This is a genomic window from Geomonas silvestris, from assembly GCF_014193515.1.
In the GTDB taxonomy this organism is placed as follows: Bacteria; Desulfobacterota; Desulfuromonadia; order Geobacterales; family Geobacteraceae; genus Geomonas; species Geomonas silvestris.
Map to the genome: position 1 here is coordinate 82,111 of NZ_BLXX01000013.1, position 15,465 is coordinate 97,575.

The 15,465-nt window shown below is 66.7% G+C and carries 10 protein-coding genes; 3 read left to right on the plus strand and 7 right to left on the minus strand.

All coding sequences use genetic code 11. The features are described from left to right. Nucleotides 1-111: 111 nt before the first annotated feature. The 3 genes from GMST_RS18095 to GMST_RS18105 all read left to right on the plus strand — a co-directional run bounded on the left by GMST_RS18095 (nt 112) and on the right by GMST_RS18105 (nt 4,199). Nucleotides 112-2,115 (plus strand): molybdopterin oxidoreductase family protein, encoded by a 2,004-nt coding sequence (locus tag GMST_RS18095; RefSeq protein ID WP_183356109.1) that lies wholly within the window; start codon nt 112-114, stop codon nt 2,113-2,115. A gap of 85 nt (nt 2,116-2,200) precedes the next feature. Continuing rightward, the gene (locus tag GMST_RS18100; RefSeq protein ID WP_183356110.1) at nt 2,201-3,142 is read left to right on the plus strand and encodes a chemotaxis protein CheV; all 942 of its coding nucleotides are present in this window, start codon (nt 2,201-2,203) and stop codon (nt 3,140-3,142) included. Beyond that, a complete protein-coding gene (locus GMST_RS18105; protein ID WP_183356111.1) occupies nt 3,132-4,199 on the plus strand; it encodes a TIGR04283 family arsenosugar biosynthesis glycosyltransferase in 1,068 nt (355 codons plus the stop codon). The genes GMST_RS18100 and GMST_RS18105 overlap by 11 nt, the downstream gene beginning before the upstream one ends. Before the next feature lie 106 nt (nt 4,200-4,305). Here the strand turns inward: GMST_RS18105 and GMST_RS18110 are convergent, their stop codons facing one another. From GMST_RS18110 to GMST_RS18140, 7 genes are all read right to left on the minus strand, one after another. Beyond that, complete coding sequence (locus GMST_RS18110) at nt 4,306-5,028, minus strand: response regulator (protein WP_183356112.1); 723 nt, start codon at nt 5,026-5,028, stop codon at nt 4,306-4,308. Between the two features lie 146 nt (nt 5,029-5,174). After that, the gene (locus GMST_RS18115) at nt 5,175-6,044 is read right to left on the minus strand and encodes a diacylglycerol/lipid kinase family protein (RefSeq protein ID WP_183356113.1); all 870 of its coding nucleotides are present in this window, start codon (nt 6,042-6,044) and stop codon (nt 5,175-5,177) included. Between the two features lie 295 nt (nt 6,045-6,339). Next, entirely contained in the window at nt 6,340-8,781 is a 2,442-nt protein-coding gene (locus GMST_RS18120; RefSeq protein ID WP_183356114.1) for a Lon protease family protein, read from the minus strand. Between the two features lie 42 nt (nt 8,782-8,823). After that, nucleotides 8,824-9,441 carry a lipoyl(octanoyl) transferase LipB gene (lipB, locus tag GMST_RS18125; protein WP_183356115.1) on the minus strand — a complete coding sequence of 206 codons (618 nt, stop codon included), beginning with the start codon at nt 9,439-9,441 and terminating at the stop codon, nt 8,824-8,826. Nucleotides 9,442-9,711: 270 nt separating this feature from the next. Next, on the minus strand, nt 9,712-11,121 hold the full coding sequence (gene lpdA, locus GMST_RS18130) for a dihydrolipoyl dehydrogenase (RefSeq protein ID WP_183356116.1): 1,410 nt from the start codon (nt 11,119-11,121) through the stop codon (nt 9,712-9,714). A gap of 135 nt (nt 11,122-11,256) precedes the next feature. Further along, nucleotides 11,257-12,555 (minus strand): 2-oxoglutarate dehydrogenase complex dihydrolipoyllysine-residue succinyltransferase, encoded by a 1,299-nt coding sequence (odhB, locus tag GMST_RS18135; RefSeq protein WP_183356117.1) that lies wholly within the window; start codon nt 12,553-12,555, stop codon nt 11,257-11,259. A gap of 168 nt (nt 12,556-12,723) precedes the next feature. Then, on the minus strand, nt 12,724-15,417 hold the full coding sequence (locus GMST_RS18140) for a 2-oxoglutarate dehydrogenase E1 component (RefSeq protein ID WP_183356118.1): 2,694 nt from the start codon (nt 15,415-15,417) through the stop codon (nt 12,724-12,726). Nucleotides 15,418-15,465 lie beyond the last annotated feature (48 nt).

Below are 15,465 nucleotides of genomic sequence, written 5' to 3' on the forward strand. Positions count from 1 at the left end.
GGTCAAGCGACCTACAAACCCGCGCGTAGCCGGCGTAGGTTTTCACACACCAATCTGTTATCAACGTAGAACTTAGAACATAGAACGTAGAACTGTTTTTCAGGAGAAGATATGAGCGTTACCAAGCGAAGCGTCTGCCCGTTCGACTGCCCCGATACCTGCGGTCTTTTGATCGAGGTCGAAAACGACCAGGCCGTGAAGGTCTCTGGCGACCCGGAGCACCCCTTCACCCGCGGGACGCTCTGCCCGAAGATGCTTCACTACGAAAAAAGCGTGCACTCGCCGCTTCGACTCACCCAACCGCTCAAGCGCACCGGCGCCAAGGGGAGCGGGGAGTTCACCCCGATCTCCTGGGACGAGGCGATCGCGGAGATCGCCGGACGCTGGCGCGGCATCGTCGAGCGCTTCGGCGCCGAGGCGATCCTCCCCTACTCCTATGCCGGAACCATGGGGGTGGTGCAGCGCAACGCCGGGCACCCCTTCTTCCACCGTTTGGGCGCCTCCCGGCTGAACCGGACCATCTGCTCGCCGGCCAAGGGGGCGGGGTGGCAGGCGGTGATGGGGCGCACCCCGACGCCGCACCCGGATAGCGCCGGCTCGAGCGACCTCCTCATCCTGTGGGGGATCAACGCGGCCGCCACCAGCATCCATTTCCTGCACGCGGTGAAACAGGTGAAGAAAAACGGGGGCCGGGTGCTGCTCATCGACACCTACCGGACCCCCACCGCCTCGAGCGCGGACCGGACCTACCTGGTGCGCCCGGGAAGCGACGGCGCCCTGGCCCTTGGGATCATGCACATCCTCTCCCGCGAGGGGCTCGTGGACCGCGCCTTCCTGGAAGCCGAGGTGCAGGGGTACCCCGAGCTCGAGCGCGAGGTGCTGCCGCGCCACACACCCGAGGAGACCGCACGGCTCACCGGACTTAAGATCGCCGAGATCGAGGAGCTGGCCTTAAGCTTCGGCCGCGCCCGCGCCCCCTTCATCAGGCTGGGAAGCGGCCTGTCCCGCTACGGCAACGGCGCCATGACGGTGCGCACCATCTCCTGCCTGCCGGCCCTGGTGGGAGCCTGGGGGAAACCGGGGGGCGGCATGTTCCCGGACACCTCCACCGGCACCGCCTTCGCGATGGGCGAGATCACCCACGAGGATTTCCAGCGCCAGCCGACCCGTCTCGTCAACATGAACCGGCTGGGGCACGCCCTGAACGAACTCGCCGACCCGCCGGTCATGAGCCTCTACGTCTACCACTCGAACCCGGCCGCGGTCACTCCGGACCAGAACGCCGTCCTCAAGGGGCTCTCCCGCGAGGACCTCTTCACCGTGGTGCACGAGCGCTTCATGACCGACACGGCGCGCTACGCCGACCTGGTGCTGCCGGCCACCTCGTCCCTGGAACACAGCGACATCTACCGCGCCTACGGCACCTACTGCATCCAGCGCGCGCAGGCCGCCATCCCTCCGGTGGGGGAGAGCCGCTCCAACTGGGAGGTCTTCGGCCTGCTCGCCGCGGCCCTTGGTTTCGAGGAGCCGATCTTTAAGGAGACGGCGGACCAGGTGATCGACCGGATCCTCGCGCTCCCCTCCCCGCTGCGCCAGGGGATCGACGAAGCGGCGCTCGCCGAGGGGCGCGCCGTGGAGCTCACCGTGGAACGCAGCGGCGGCTGGCTCACCGATTCCGGGAAGATCGAGATCTTAAACCCGCAGCTGAGCCACCCGCTCCCCGGGTACCTCCCAAGCCACGAGGAAGAGGGGAAACTCCCCTTCCGGCTCATGACGGCCCCCAACCCCTACGCCTTGAACGCGACCTTCTACGAGCAGGAGGAGTTGCGCCGCAAGCAGGGGGGGATGCAGCTCAAGATGAACCCGGCCGACGCCGCGGCCCGCGGGCTGGCAAGCGGCGAGCCGGTCCTCGCCTCCAACGAGTTGGGCGAGGTGACCTTCAGCCTCGAGGTGACCGACCAGGTCCCGACGGGAGTGGTGGTCGCCGAGGGGGTCTGGTGGCTCGACTACGCACCGGGCAAACGCTCCGTGAACGCGCTCACCTCCCAGCGGCTGACCGACGACGGGGAAGGGAGCACCTTCTACGACAACCGGGTCGAGGTGCGGCGCGCCTGATGCTGCCAGATTTTGCTCATGTTTTTGCTTGACAGGCCGAAGAGGGAGGAACTGATCGGCAATTACAGCAAAGGCGAGGGCACTTATGGAAGCGAATAACAAGATCCTTCTGGAGAGCGGCACCAACGAGCTTGAGATCGTGGAGTTCCGGATCGACGAGCGCGACAGCAAGGGGAACGTCATTCCCTGCTTCTTCGGCGTCAACGTGGCGAAGGTCAGGGAGATCATCCGCCTGCCGAACCTGCGCAAGGTGGTCAACGCGAACTCCGCCATCAGCGGGATGATCAAGCTGCGCGACCAGGTCATCACGCTCATCGACCTGTCGCAGGCCCTCAACAAGGATACCGACGGCATCGCCGCCGACCGGGTGATCGTCCTCGAGTTCAACCGGATCATCGTCGGGATCCTGGTGCACTCGGTTTCCCGGATCTACCGGATCTCCTGGGAGAACGTGGAGCCGCCGGTACGCGCGATCCACGATGCCAACATAACCGGCGTGGTCAAGATGGAAGACCGCATCATCCTGATCCTCGACTTCGAGAAGATCATCGGCGAACTCTCCTCCGCGGAGGCGCTGCACACCCCGACCCAGGAGCTCATGCTGGCGCACTCTCCGGTGAACCGCGGCGAGAAAACCATCCTGGTCGCCGACGACTCGAACTTCATCCGCCAAACCATCTGCAGCTCGCTGCGCGAGGCGGGGTACAAGGTGCTGGAAGCGGAGAACGGCGAGGAGGCCTGGGACAAGGTGAACGCGCTCATGAACCAAAGCCGCGAAGAGGGGAGCGGGATCCAAGGCCGGCTCAACCTGATCATCACCGACATCGAGATGCCGCGCATGGACGGCCTGCACCTGACCTCGCTGGTGCGCAAGGAGTCGATGCTGGACCAGATCCCGGTGGTGATCTTCTCCTCGCTGGCCAGCGACGACAACAAGATGAAGTGGAAGGACCTCGGCGCGAGCGACATCCTGACCAAACCCGACCTCCCCAACCTGGTCGAAAAGGCGGACAATCTTGTCCTTTGAGTGGCACCCTGAGCTTTCGGTGATCGTGCCGGTTCTCAACGAATCGGCCGCCCTCCTCCCCTTCCTCGCGGGTCTGGCCCGCCAGGAAGAGGTCCGGTTCGAGGTGATCCTCTCGGACGGGGGGTCCGAGGACGGCAGCGTCCCTCTCGCCGAAAGCCTCGCCAACCGGCTCCCCTTTCCGCTCGGCGTTTTGAGCGGTCCGCGGGGGCGTGCCGGCCAGCTGAACCGCGGGGCCGCCCGGGCCCGGGCCCCCAAGCTTTTATTCCTGCACTGCGACTGCGAGCTCTCCGACCCCCTCGCGCTGCGTAACGCCCTGGACGCCCTCTCCACGGCGCAAGCGCGCGGGGACCGGGTGGCCGGCCGCTTCCGACTCGAGTTCGACGTCCCCGGCCCCGTCCCCCTCCCCTACCGCTACTACGGAGCCAAGGCAACCCTGGACCGCCCCGGATGCACCCACGGCGACCAGGGTTTTCTCATGTCTGCGGAGCTTTTTCGGGAGTTAGGCCCCTTCGACGAGAGCCTCCCGATCATGGAGGACACCTTCCTGGCCGAGCGGCTGCGCCGGACCGGGCGCTGGCTGCTTTTCCCCGGCACCCTGAAGACCTCGCCGCGCCGCTTCCTGAGCGAGGGGCTCCTCCCCCGCCAGACCCTGAACGCCATGATCAGCTGCCTGGCGGCCATCGGGCGGCTGGAACTCATCGAGGAGCTCAAGGGGTGCTACCGCAGCCAGCATGCCGCACACCGCCTGGAGCTCGCCCCGTTTCACCGGACCGTGCGCGCCTGGATCGACCGGCTCCCGGCAAGGGAGCGCCGGGCATTCTGGCTGGAGACCGGGAACTTCGTGCGGCTCAACGCCTGGCAGATCCCGTTTTTCCTGGACGTGGTGCTGGAGACGGCCCGGCCGGGTGCCGGCGGCACCTTCCTGAAGCTGCACGACCGCGTCCTGGCGCGCCTTCTGGACACCGGGCTCGCCGACCGCCTCGCGGCCCGGCTGGTGCGGGTGTGGTTCTGGGCGGCCTGCAAAAACCAGGAGCGTCAGACGCACAACGGCCGGTGAAACCAACTGGGAGTCGGCTGCACCGGCCACTGGAAAGATAAAGGACCTAAAGGAGCTGAAGTGACGAAAGGGACCTAAAAAGGGACCGGGTCCCCAGGCGACAAGGTCAGTGCCTCTCCCCGGCCTCTCCCAGGGTCTCGTCCACCACTATTTTCAGGGTCTCGCGCAGCTCCTCGTCGACGTCCAGGAATTCGACGCCGAACCCCGGCGGCAAACCCGGGTTGACCCGGTTGCCATCCTCGTTGACCCAGGCGATGCGGGCAGAAAGCTCGCGCAGCACCATCTTCGACTCGGGAAGGTAGAGCGCCAGCTTGATCAGCTGCTCTTCACGCACCGGCTCGTGGCTCGCCACGAAGACCCCGCCGTCGCTTATGTCCATCACGTTCCCCCCCACGGAGCTCCCCGCAAAGGCGAACAGGGCCGGGAACTGGCAGGGCACCCGCTCCTCCCGGCGGTCCACCGCGTCGGTGTAGCGGCGCGCCTTTTCCAGGAACTCGCGCCGGTCGATCGGCTTGGTGATGAAGTCGTCGCACCCGGCCTGCCCCGCCCGCTCGCGGTCGCCTTCCCGCCCCGCCGTGGTCACCATGATCACCGGGATGGAGCTTAAGAAGGGATCCGCCTTGAGTTCCTGGCAGCACTCGCAGCCGTCCATGACCGGCATGTTCATGTCGAGAAAGATCAGGTCGGGAGGATCCTTGCGGATCATCTCCAGGGCCAGGGCGCCGTTGAGCGCCGTGAGCACCTCGACGTGCGAGAGTTTCAGGAAGCTCTTCTCCAACTCCAGCACCAGCTTCGTGTCGTCCACCAGCAGAATCTTAGGTTTGGCCACGCTCCGCTCCCTTTGCCGCAAAGATGTTGCTGCCCTACCATCATTAAAGCCCAGACGTCTCAGCCGTCATTAATCTCTCAGGATGCCCGGTTTGTCAAGTCTCCAGGTGGGCGCTGCCGGGCCCGCTGCCGGCAAAACCTGCCCCTTCAGCAGATCACCCGCACGAACCCGCCGAGAGAGCGCAGGGTGAGCGGGGCGACGCCGAAGTAGTCGCCGTCCAACTGGACCGGCTTGTCCCCGGCCACCGTCACCTCGCTCGCCGCGAAGCTGGTGACGAAGCGCCCCGGAACCGGGCGCTTCAAGCCGAGCTTGAGGGCGAGTTTCAGGTAGTTGAGGGGGCCCCCCTCAATGCAGAGGACCTGGAAGCCGGGGCTGAAGAGGTCGGCCTCGGGGGCGAGCAGGAAGTCCCCGCCGTAGCGCGCCGCGTTGCAGACGATGACGCTGTGGCAGACCACGCTGCGCCCGGCGCCGGTCACCTGCAGGGTGCCGCGCTCCCAGCCGCCCGCCACGCGCAACGCCGAGAGGAGGTAGGCCCCCTTCCCCAGGAGCCGTTTTTCGGCAAGGCGCACCCCGCGCACCACCTGGCCGTCCACGCCGACCCCGGCCATCAAGAGGAAGCGGCGCCGCACCCCGGCGCACTCCAGCTCCCCCACGGAGATCGGCCGCGAAACGGCGCGCGCGATGCGCCCGAGGGCGTCCTCAAGCGAGCGGATCTTCAACTCCCGGGCGAGGACGTTGGCGGTCCCCAGCGGGAGCACCCCCAGGGTCGCCACCCCGGGACGCAGGCCGTTGAGGACCCCATTCAGGGTGCCGTCCCCTCCCATGACCAGGATGAGCGGCGCGGCCTCCTCGGCGCAGATCCGGGCGGCAAAACGGGCGGGATCCTCGGCGGAGGCGGTTTCCAGCAACAGGGGATCGAGGCCCGTTTCGCGCAGGGCGGCGAGGGCCAGGTCGAGGGAGGCTTTCGAGAAGCTCCCCGAGGTGGGGTTCACGATAACATGGCAGCGTGGCGGCATTAAGGGCACCCGGTCGGAGAAAGGGGCGCGCGAGGCGCCCCGAGGCTTTGGGTCGGTTGAGGATTTGCGGAGAGGATAGTAAAACAGATGGGGAGTTTGGGGAAGCTCTTTTTGACGGGGGCGGAAAGGGGCGGCTGAAAGCCGGCTACCTAGAGATCGCAGCTTCCCCCTCACCCTCTCCCGCAGGGGGAGAGGGGACTCATGTTGCAACGATCCCGTGGAAGGATCTTCGGGTAACGGTACTGCCGGTATCCTCGGCCAGGCGGTGGATGCGCTGAAGATGCTGCAAAGCCGCCTAGGAGGCTTCGCCCTCACCGCCGCCCTTGGCCGTCTCCTTCTCGTCCGGTTTGCCCAACTTGCGCAGCCGCTCCACCATCGACTTCAGCCGCTCGTTCACCAGGAAGTTCACGCTCCCTTCGGGATAGCTGCCGTCGGGTTGCAGCTCGCCCGCCGGCACCCCGGTCAGGACCTCGATCCCCTGGTCCACGGTCTCGACGCTCCAGATGTGGAACTCTCCGGCCTGGACCGCCTGCACCACCTCGTCGCTCAGCATCAGGTTGCGCTCGTTGATCTTCGGGATCATCACCCCCTGGTCCCCGGTGAGCCCCTTCGCCTTGCAGACCGCAAAGAACCCCTCGACCTTGTAGTTCACCCCGCCGATCGGCTGGATCTGGCCGTGCTGGTTCACCGAGCCGGTCACCGCGATCCCCTGGCGCACCGGGAGCCCGGAGAGCGCCGAAAGGAGCCCGTAGAGCTCGGCAGAGGAGGCGCTGTCCCCCTCGATCCCCTCGTAGGACTGCTCGAAGCAGATCGAGGCGGAGAAGGAGAGCGGCTTGTCCTGGGCGAACTTCCCCCCCAGGTAACCGGTGAGGATCAGCACCCCCTTGTCGTGGATCGGCCCGGAGAGCTTCACCTCGCGCTCGATGTTCACCATCCCGGCGCGCCCGAGGGTCACGCGCACGGTGAGCCGCGAGGGGCGGCCGAAGGTGTAGTCGGCAAGGGTCATGACCGAGAGGCCGTTTATCTGCCCCACCACGCTCCCCTCGGTGTCGCACAGGATGGTGCCGTCGGCCAGGAACTCCTGCAGGCGCTCTTCGAGCCGGTTCGAGCGGTAGGTCTTTTCGTCGAGCGCCTTTTTCACCCACGTGCGGTCCACCAACTCGGCGCCGCCGTTGGTCGCCCAGAAGCTCGCCTCGCGCAACAGGTCGGAGAGCTCCATGAACTGCGTCGAGAGCCGCTCCTGGTCCTCGACCAGCCGTGCCGCGTGCTCGAGGACCGCCGCGACGCCGCTGGGATCGAAGTGCAGGAGCCCCTCCTTGCGGCAGTGGCTCGCCACGAACAGGGCGTAGTCCTGTACCAGCTGCGGGGTCCTTTTGATGTTGGAGTCGAACTCGGCCTTCACCTTGAAGAACTTGCGGTACTCCGGCTCGAGGTAGAAGAGCAGGTAGTAGATCAGGTACGAGCCGATCATGATGATCTTGGCGTGCAGCGGGACCGGCTCGGGCTTGAGCGACACCACGGTCATGAAGCGGTACTGCTCGAGGACGTCCTCGATGCGGATCTCCGAGTTGCGGATGGCGCGCTTCAGAGACTCCCAGGCAAAGGGGTTGATCAGCACCTCCCGGGCGTCCACGATGAGGTAGCCGCCGTTGGCACGGTGCAGCGCCCCCGGCTTGATCAGGGTGAAGTTGGTGGTGGCCACCCCTCCCACCTGCATGATGTTCTCGATGCGGCCGAAAAGGTTGTTGTAGGTGGGGTTGGTCTCGGAGACGATGGGGGCGCCGCGGTCGGGGTCGTTCTCGACCAGGACGTTCACCTGGTAGCGCTCGAAGGTCGGCTCCTGCCGGGGGAGCTTGAGCCCCGGGATCTGCGGGGGAGGGACCTGGGGCTTGAAGTCCTCCAGGTTCAAAAGGAGGTCCTCCTGCACGCTCTCCAGGTAGGCGAGGACCTTCTGGAAGCCGGCGTACTTCTCCTTGAGCGGGTTTAAGTGGTGCCCCACCGCGGAGAGCCCCAACTCCCGGTCCAGCTGGGCCAGGGCGTCCCTGAGCGCCTTCTCGTTCTCGCGCACCTGGCGCAAGACGTCGTTTAACTTCTCGGTGAGCTCGCGCCCCAGGTTATCGACCCGCTCGCGCTCCTCGGGCTCGAGGGAATCGTACTCCTCCTGGGTGAAGTTGCGCCCCTCCTTCTGGGGGACGATGACCAGCCCCGACACGGTGCGCTGCAGGGCGAACCCCTGCTCGCCGGCCTCCTTCTCGAGATCGGCGAACATCTCGCCGTTTTTCTCCTGGAAGGTCTCGATGATGGCGACCCGGTTGGTCTCGTACTCCTTGCTCTCCAGGGCGGTGGGGATATTCACCCTCACGTAGTCCAACAGCTCGCGCAGGTCCGCGGCCAGCTCGCCCCCCTTCCCCGCCGGAAGGGGGAGGGCGATCGGGGAGTCCGGGTTGTCGAAGTTGTGCACGTAGCACCAGTCGCTGGGGGGAGGCTCTTCCTTCGCCTTGCGCCGGAGCATGCTGCAGATGGTGGAGCTGCGGCCGGTGCCGGGCTCGCCGGCCAGGTAGAGGTTGAACCCGTTGTTGGTCATCCCCAGGCCGAACTCGATGGCGGCCAGCGCCCGCTCCTGACCGATGCTCCCTTCGAGGTTGGTGAACTCTTCGGTGGACGTGAAGCGGAACTGGGCGGGATCGCATACCCAGCACAGTCTCTCTACGGGAACCAGGCGATCGGATGCAGCCATGCGAGCCTCCTTGGCAAAAGCGGTGGTGAGGTCGTCGAAAGATCAGCAGTGCGGCAGCCGCCGGTCCAGGTGGACCGGGAAGCGCTCCCGCACCAGGTCCCGGACCTTCTCGACGCAGAGCGTCTCGCCCCGCTCGCGGGAGAGCGAGGTGATGCGGCAGCCGGGCATGCCGCAGGGGTTGATCCGGTCGAAGGCCGAGGTATCGGAGCCGACGTTGAGGCAAAACCCGTGCATGGAGACCCAGCGCCTGACCCCCACCCCGATGGCGGCGATTTTGCCGCTCTCGGTCCAGACGCCGGTCCTGCCGGCAATCGGGAAGCTCGGCACCTGAAGCTCCGCGCAGATCTCGACCAGGAACTCCTCCAGAAAGCGCAGGTAGCGGTGCAGGTCCTTGCCACGGCTGGCCAGGTCGAGCATCGGGTAGCCGACCAGCTGCCCCGGGCCGTGGTAGGTGACGTCGCCGCCGCGGTTCACCCGGACAGCCTCGACCCCGGGGTCGAGCACGTTTTCGAGATCGCCCCCGCTCCCCACGGTGTAGACCGGTCTGTGCTCCAAAAGAAGCAGCGTCTCCGCCCCTTGTTCCCTTACCCGGGCGACGCACAGCTCTTGGATGTCCAGGGCCTCGGAGTACCCGATCAACCCGAGATTTCTCATGATCATGCTAAAGGTCCTGCCTTTGATGGGAAAAAGTGTCGCACCGCACGGGAAAGGGACGGGAGGACACGGGGTTTTACGGGGGTGCCGGCGCGTGGCCTTACCAGCCGCCCACCGGGCTAGGCAATTCTAACACACCGACATGACAAAGGGGATTCGGGGCGGCAAAAAAATGGTGTCTTGCCTGCCCCGGATCCCCGGTCTGGATCCTGCCTCCCCCTTTGCGGGGGGGCAGCTATGTGGTTGCGAGCAAAAATCTCATGAAGCGGTGCAGCCTTAGCCGTGGATCGCCCGTTTCTCCACGTCGAGGGCCGCCTCCTTGAGCGCCTCGGAGAGGGTGGGATGGGCGTGCACGGTGAGCATGATGTCCTCGGCGCTCCCGCCGAAGCTCATCACGGTGACCGCCTCGGCGATCATGTCCGAGGCGCGCGGCCCGAAGATGTGGATCCCCAAAACGCGCCCCCCCTCGGCCTCGGCGATCACCTTCACGAACCCCTCGGTCTCGTCCATGCACTTGGCGCGGCCGTTACCCATGAAGGTGAACTTGCCGACCCGGTAGGCCACCCCCTCTTCCTTCAGGGCCTCTTCGGTCTTCCCGACCGAGGCGGCCTCGGGCCAGGTGTAGCAGACCCCCGGGATGCAGCCGTAGTCGACGAGGCTCGGCTCTCCGTGCATCCGCTCCAGGCAGACCGCCCCCTCCTCCATCGCCTTGTGGGCCAGCATGGGGCCAAAGATCAGGTCGCCGATGGCGTAGATGCCGGGGACGTTGGTCTGGTAGTTCTCGTCCACCAGGATCTTGCCGCGCTCCAGCTTGACGCCGAGCTCCTCGAGCCCGAGCCCCGCCGAGAGCGGCCGGCGCCCCACGGCCACCAGCACCCGGTCGCAGACCACCTCCTGGGTTCCCCCCTCGACCTCGACCCGGGCCGCCAGGCGCCCGTCGCGCTCCTCGACGCCGGCCACCTTGGCCCCCAGGAGGAAGCTCATCCCCTGTTTCTTGAGGGAGCGCAACAGCCCATCGGCCACCTGACCGTCGCTTCCCGGGACCAGGCGCGGCAGCATCTCGGCCACGGTCACCTTGGCCCCGAGCCTGAGCCATACCGAGCCGAGCTCCAGCCCGATGTAGCCGCCCCCCACCACCAGGAGGTGTTCGGGGACCTCGGGGAAGCTCAGGGCCTCGCGGGCGCTCACCACCCGGTTGCCGTCGAACTTGAGGGTGGGGAGTTCCACCGCCTCGCTCCCGGTCGCCACCAGGACCTTCCGGGCGCTTAACCGCACCGCGTTGGCCCCCTCCACCTCGACCTGGTGCAGGCCGTCGGCACCTGGTTTCACAAGCTTCGCCGTCCCCGAAAAGCTCGCGATCTTGTTCTTCTTGAACAGGTAGGCGATCCCGTCGGTGAGTTTCTTCACCACGTCGTCCTTGCGGGCCATGAGCGTCGCCAGGTTGAGCTTAGGCTCGGGGATCTCGATGCCGTGGGCGGCGAAGCGGTGCCGGGCCAGGTGGAACAGCTCGCTCGAGTCGAGGAGCGCCTTGGAGGGGATGCACCCCTCGTTCAGGCAGACCCCGCCCAGGGTGGCGCGTTTCTCCACCACCGCCACCTTCAAGCCGAGCTGGGCGCCCCGTATCGCCGCCACGTAACCGCCGGGTCCCGCCCCGATTACGATGATGTCAAAGGTCTCTTCTGCCATATAGTCTCCTTTCCTTGTTCCACTTGTAGGGTGCCTGCAAACCGCGTCCCCCTCCCGTCAAGGGAGGGGGGGCTGTGGTTCCCGGTTTAGCTAAGACACCAACTTCCTGACCGGAAGGGTACGCGGTGTGCTTTCTTAGAGCAGCATCTCCTCGGGCCCCTCGATGAACTCCTTGACCTTTTTCAGGAAGCCGACCGCCCCCTTGCCGTCCACGATGCGGTGGTCGTAGGAGAGGGCCAGGTTCATCATGGGGCGGATCACGATCTGCCCGTCACGCACCACGGCGCGCTCCTGGATGGCGTGCATGCCGAGCACCCCGCTCTGCGGCGGGTTGAGGATCGGCGTGGAGAGGAGCGAGCCGTAGACGCCGCCGTTGGAGATGGTGAAGGTCCCCCCCTCCAGGTCGGCCAGGGCCAGGGTGTTGGTGCGCACCTTGTCGGCGAACCCGGCGATGGCCCGCTCGATCTCGGCGAGCCCCATGGTCTCGGCGCTGCGCAGCACCGGCACCACGAGCCCCTTTTCGCCCCCCACCGCCACGCCGATGTCGCAGAAGTTGTGGTAGACGATGTCGTCCCCCTCGATGCTCGCGTTCACCTCGGGGAACTCGGCAAGTGCCAGGCAGCAGGCCCGGACGAAGATCGACATGAAGCCCAACTTCACCTGGTAGCGCTTGAGGAAGTAGTCGCCGAACTTCTGGCGCAGGGCGAGCACCTCGCTCATGTCCGCCTCGTTGAAGGTGGTGAGCATGGCGGTGTTCTGGCGCACCGAGACCAGGCGCTGGGCGATCCTTTTGCGGATCGGGGTCATCGGTTTGCGGACGATGCGCTCCGCTGAGTCGGCTCCCTTTTGGGGCAGCGCCGGAGCGGCCTGGGGAGCGGCCGCCGGGGCTGCGGGAGCCGCTGCCGGCTGAGCGGCCTGCGCCGGCCGGGGTGCCGGGGCCGGCTGCGCCGCCTGAGGTGCCGGGGCCGGCTGCGCCGCCTGAGGTGCCGGGGCCGGCTGCGCCACCTGAGGTGCCGCCGGGCGCGCCGCCAGGAGGTCGTCGTTGGTGAGCCGGCCGCCGCGGCCGGTCCCCTTCACGTCCTTGGGCTCGACCCCCATCTCGCGGGCGAGCTTGCGCCCCGAGGGGGACATGGGGGGCGTCTGTCCCGGCACGGCCGGCGCTTCCGCCTGGGCCGGCGGTTGTTGCGCCTGGGCCGGCTGTTCCGCCCCTGCCTCCAGGGTGCCGATCACCGTGCCGATCTTGACCGTCTCCCCCTCCGGGACCGTGATCTTCAGGACTCCCTCGCCTTCCGCTACCACCTCGAGGGTCACCTTGTCGGTCTCTATCTCGAAGAGCGGCTCGTCGCGCGAAACGCGCTCGCCCGACTTTTTCAGCCACTTGGCGATGAGCGCCTCGAAAACGGACTCGCCTACTGCCGGCACCTTTATTTCCATATGCTCCCCCTGCCCTTCATGCGTTGATCTGTGAGCCCGCTCCGGGGCCGTGTGCCGCAAAAATCCTGGAGACGGGCGTCGATACGTGTGGTGTGCCGGACACAGCGACGGGGTGAGAGGCTCCTCCCACCCCACTCCCTGCCGTGCCAGGACCGGCTGCTGTCCCCCTTAGGGAAGCTGCAGCGCCTCGGTCACGATGCGGTGCTGCTCCACGCGGTCCAGGCGGTGCGAACCCGAGGCGGGCGCGGCGGCGTCGGGCCGCCCGACGTACTCCGGCTCCTGCCCCAAAAGCTCGGCCAGCTGGTTGCGCAGCGAGCGCCAGGCCCCCATGTTGCGGGGCTCCTCCTGGACCCACCTGAAGCGGGCGCCGGCCGGGTAGCGCTGGAGAGCATCCTTCAGCTGGTCCGCGGCCAGCGGGTAGAGCTGCTCCACCCGGACCAGCGCGACCCCCTTGGTCCCGTCCTTCTGCAGCTGTTCCAGGAGGTCGTAGTAGATCTTGCCGGTGCAGATGAGCACCTGGCGCACCTCTGCACCGGCGGGATCGGAGATCACTTCCTTAAAGCCGCCGGAGGCGAGGTCGCTTAAGCTCGAGACGCACAGCGGGTGCCGCAAAAGGCTCTTCGGGGTGAAGAGCACCAGCGGCTTGCGGAACTTCTGCAGCATCTGGCGCCTTAAGACGTGGAAGAGCTGGGCCGGGGTGCTCGGGTAGACGATCTGCAGGTTCTCGCCGGCCGCCTGGGCCAGGAAGCGTTCGATGCGCGCGCTGGAGTGCTCGGCCCCCTGCCCCTCGTAGCCGTGCGGCAGCATGAGCACGAGCCCGCTGCAGCGCTCCCACTTGGCCTCGCCGCCGGAGACGAACTGGTCCAGGATCACCTGGGCACCGTTCACGAAGTCGCCGTACTGGGCCTCCCAGATGGTGAGCGCCTCCGGGGCCTCCAGGGAGTAACCGTACTCGAACCCGAGCACCGAGAACTCGGCGAGCATGCTGTCGTAGGCGCGGAACCAGGCGCCGTTTTTGGCGACGGTCTCAAGCGGCAGGTACTCCTTGCCGTCCACCTGGTCGCGCAACACGGCGTGGCGGTGGCTGAAGGTGCCGCGCCTGACGTCCTGCCCCGAGATGCGCACCGGGAACCCCTGGTCGAGAAGCGTCGCGAAGGCGAGGGTCTCCACGTTCCCCCAGTCGAGGGCGCCGCCGTTTAGGACCGCCTCGCGGCGCTTGGCCAAAAGGGCCGCCACCTTGGGGTGCGGGGTGAAGCCTTCGGGAAGCAGGCTCAGCTTGCCGGAGATTTCCTGCAGGGTGGCCGGGGCCACGGCGGTCGCCGCCGGTTCCTTGACCGGCCCCGGCTTGCGTCCCGTCCAGCGGGCCAGGAAGGCGGACTCCATGGGGACCGGTCCGCGCTCGCTCGCCCCCTGGATCTCGGCCAAGACCTGGTCCTCGATCGCCTTCAGCTCCTCGGCGTTGAAGCCGGCGTCCTCGAGCTCGGCCTGGTAGATGGCGTGCAGCTGCGGGCGCAGCTTGATCCGCTCGTACATGAGCGGCTGGGTGAAGTAGGGCTCGTCCCCCTCGTTGTGGCCGTGCCGGCGGTAGCAGATGATCTCGACCACCACGTCCTTGCGGTAGGCGTCGCGGTAGGCGAGCGCCAGCTCGGTGGCGTGCAGGACCGCCTCGGGGTCGTCGCCGTAGACGTGGAACACCGGCACCCGCACCATCTTCGCCACGTCGGTGGCGTAGAGGCTGGAGCGGGCGTCCTTGGGGGCCGTGGTGAAGCCGATCTGGTTGTTGACCACGATGTGCAGCGTGCCGCCGGTACGGTACCCCTCCAGCTGGGAGAGGTTGAGGGTCTCGGCCACCACCCCCTGTCCGGCGAAGGCGGCGTCGCCGTGGATCAGGACCGGGAGCACCCGCGCCTCCCCATCGTTCCCCATCCGGTCCTGCTTGGCCCGGGTTTTCCCCTCCACCACGGGGTCGATCGCCTCGAGGTGGCTCGGGTTGGCCGCCATGGAGAGGTGGATGCCCCGGCCGTCGGCCATGGCGAGGTCGGCGGAGAACCCCTTGTGGTACTTCACGTCCCCCTCGCCCACCACGCCGTACTCGGCGTTGTCGGCAAACTCGGCAAACATGTTTTCCATCGGCATCCCGAAGATGTTCACCAGGACGTTCAGGCGCCCGCGGTGCGGCATGCCGAGCACGATGTCGGTCATCCCCAGCGCCGCCGCCGTGCGCACGGCCACGTCGAGCATCGGGATGAGCACGTCACCCCCCTCGAGGGAGAACCTCGTTTGCCCCGGGAACTTCTTCTGCAGCTGCCGCTCGAAAAGTGCCGCCTCCTTGAGCTTTTTCAGGATGCGCAGCCGCTCCTCGGCCTGGTAGGTCCCACGATTTCCGGTGGGTTCCATCCGGTCGATCAACCACTGCCGTTCTACCGGGTCCTGGATGTGCATGAACTCGACGCCGATGGAGCCGCAGTAGGTGGAGCGCAAGACCTGCAGGATCTCCTTCAGGGAGGCCGTTTGTTTCATGAAACGGCGGGTGTGGAAGGTCTTATCGAGGTCGGAGAACTCGAGGTCGAAGGCGGAAAGTGCCAAAAGGGGGTGATCGATCTGGCAGGGGGAGAGGGGATCGGTGCAGGCGAGCAGGTGTCCGATGTCCCGATAGCGGTAGATGAGCGACTGTACCGCGGAGTGTTTCAGCGCGTCACCGGTGGCTAACTCCCCGTGAACAGGGGCCTCGGCCCCGGCGCCGCCGAGATCGAATCCGGTGAAGAACGCGCGCCACTCCTCGGAGAGGTTTTCCGGTTGCTGTTTCCAAAGCTTGTACTGATTCTCGATCCAGAAGGGGCTCACATTGTCCAGCAGACCCATTCGCACGCTCCTTTTTTCATGAATGTGGGAAGTGTAGCAGACGGGTAG

What these genes read in the sequence shown, in the direction of transcription:
- GMST_RS18095 (WP_183356109.1), top strand. Translation starts at nt 112, where the DNA reads ATGAGCGTTACCAAGCGAAGCGTCTGCCCGTTCGACTGCCCCGATACC.
- GMST_RS18100 (WP_183356110.1), top strand. Translation starts at nt 2,201, where the DNA reads ATGGAAGCGAATAACAAGATCCTTCTGGAGAGCGGCACCAACGAGCTT.
- GMST_RS18115 (WP_183356113.1), bottom strand. Translation starts at nt 6,044, where the DNA reads ATGCCGCCACGCTGCCATGTTATCGTGAACCCCACCTCGGGGAGCTTC.
- GMST_RS18120 (WP_183356114.1), bottom strand. Translation starts at nt 8,781, where the DNA reads ATGGCTGCATCCGATCGCCTGGTTCCCGTAGAGAGACTGTGCTGGGTA.
- lipB (WP_183356115.1), bottom strand. Translation starts at nt 9,441, where the DNA reads ATGATCATGAGAAATCTCGGGTTGATCGGGTACTCCGAGGCCCTGGAC.
- lpdA (WP_183356116.1), bottom strand. Translation starts at nt 11,121, where the DNA reads ATGGCAGAAGAGACCTTTGACATCATCGTAATCGGGGCGGGACCCGGC.
- odhB (WP_183356117.1), bottom strand. Translation starts at nt 12,555, where the DNA reads ATGGAAATAAAGGTGCCGGCAGTAGGCGAGTCCGTTTTCGAGGCGCTC.
- GMST_RS18140 (WP_183356118.1), bottom strand. Translation starts at nt 15,417, where the DNA reads ATGGGTCTGCTGGACAATGTGAGCCCCTTCTGGATCGAGAATCAGTAC.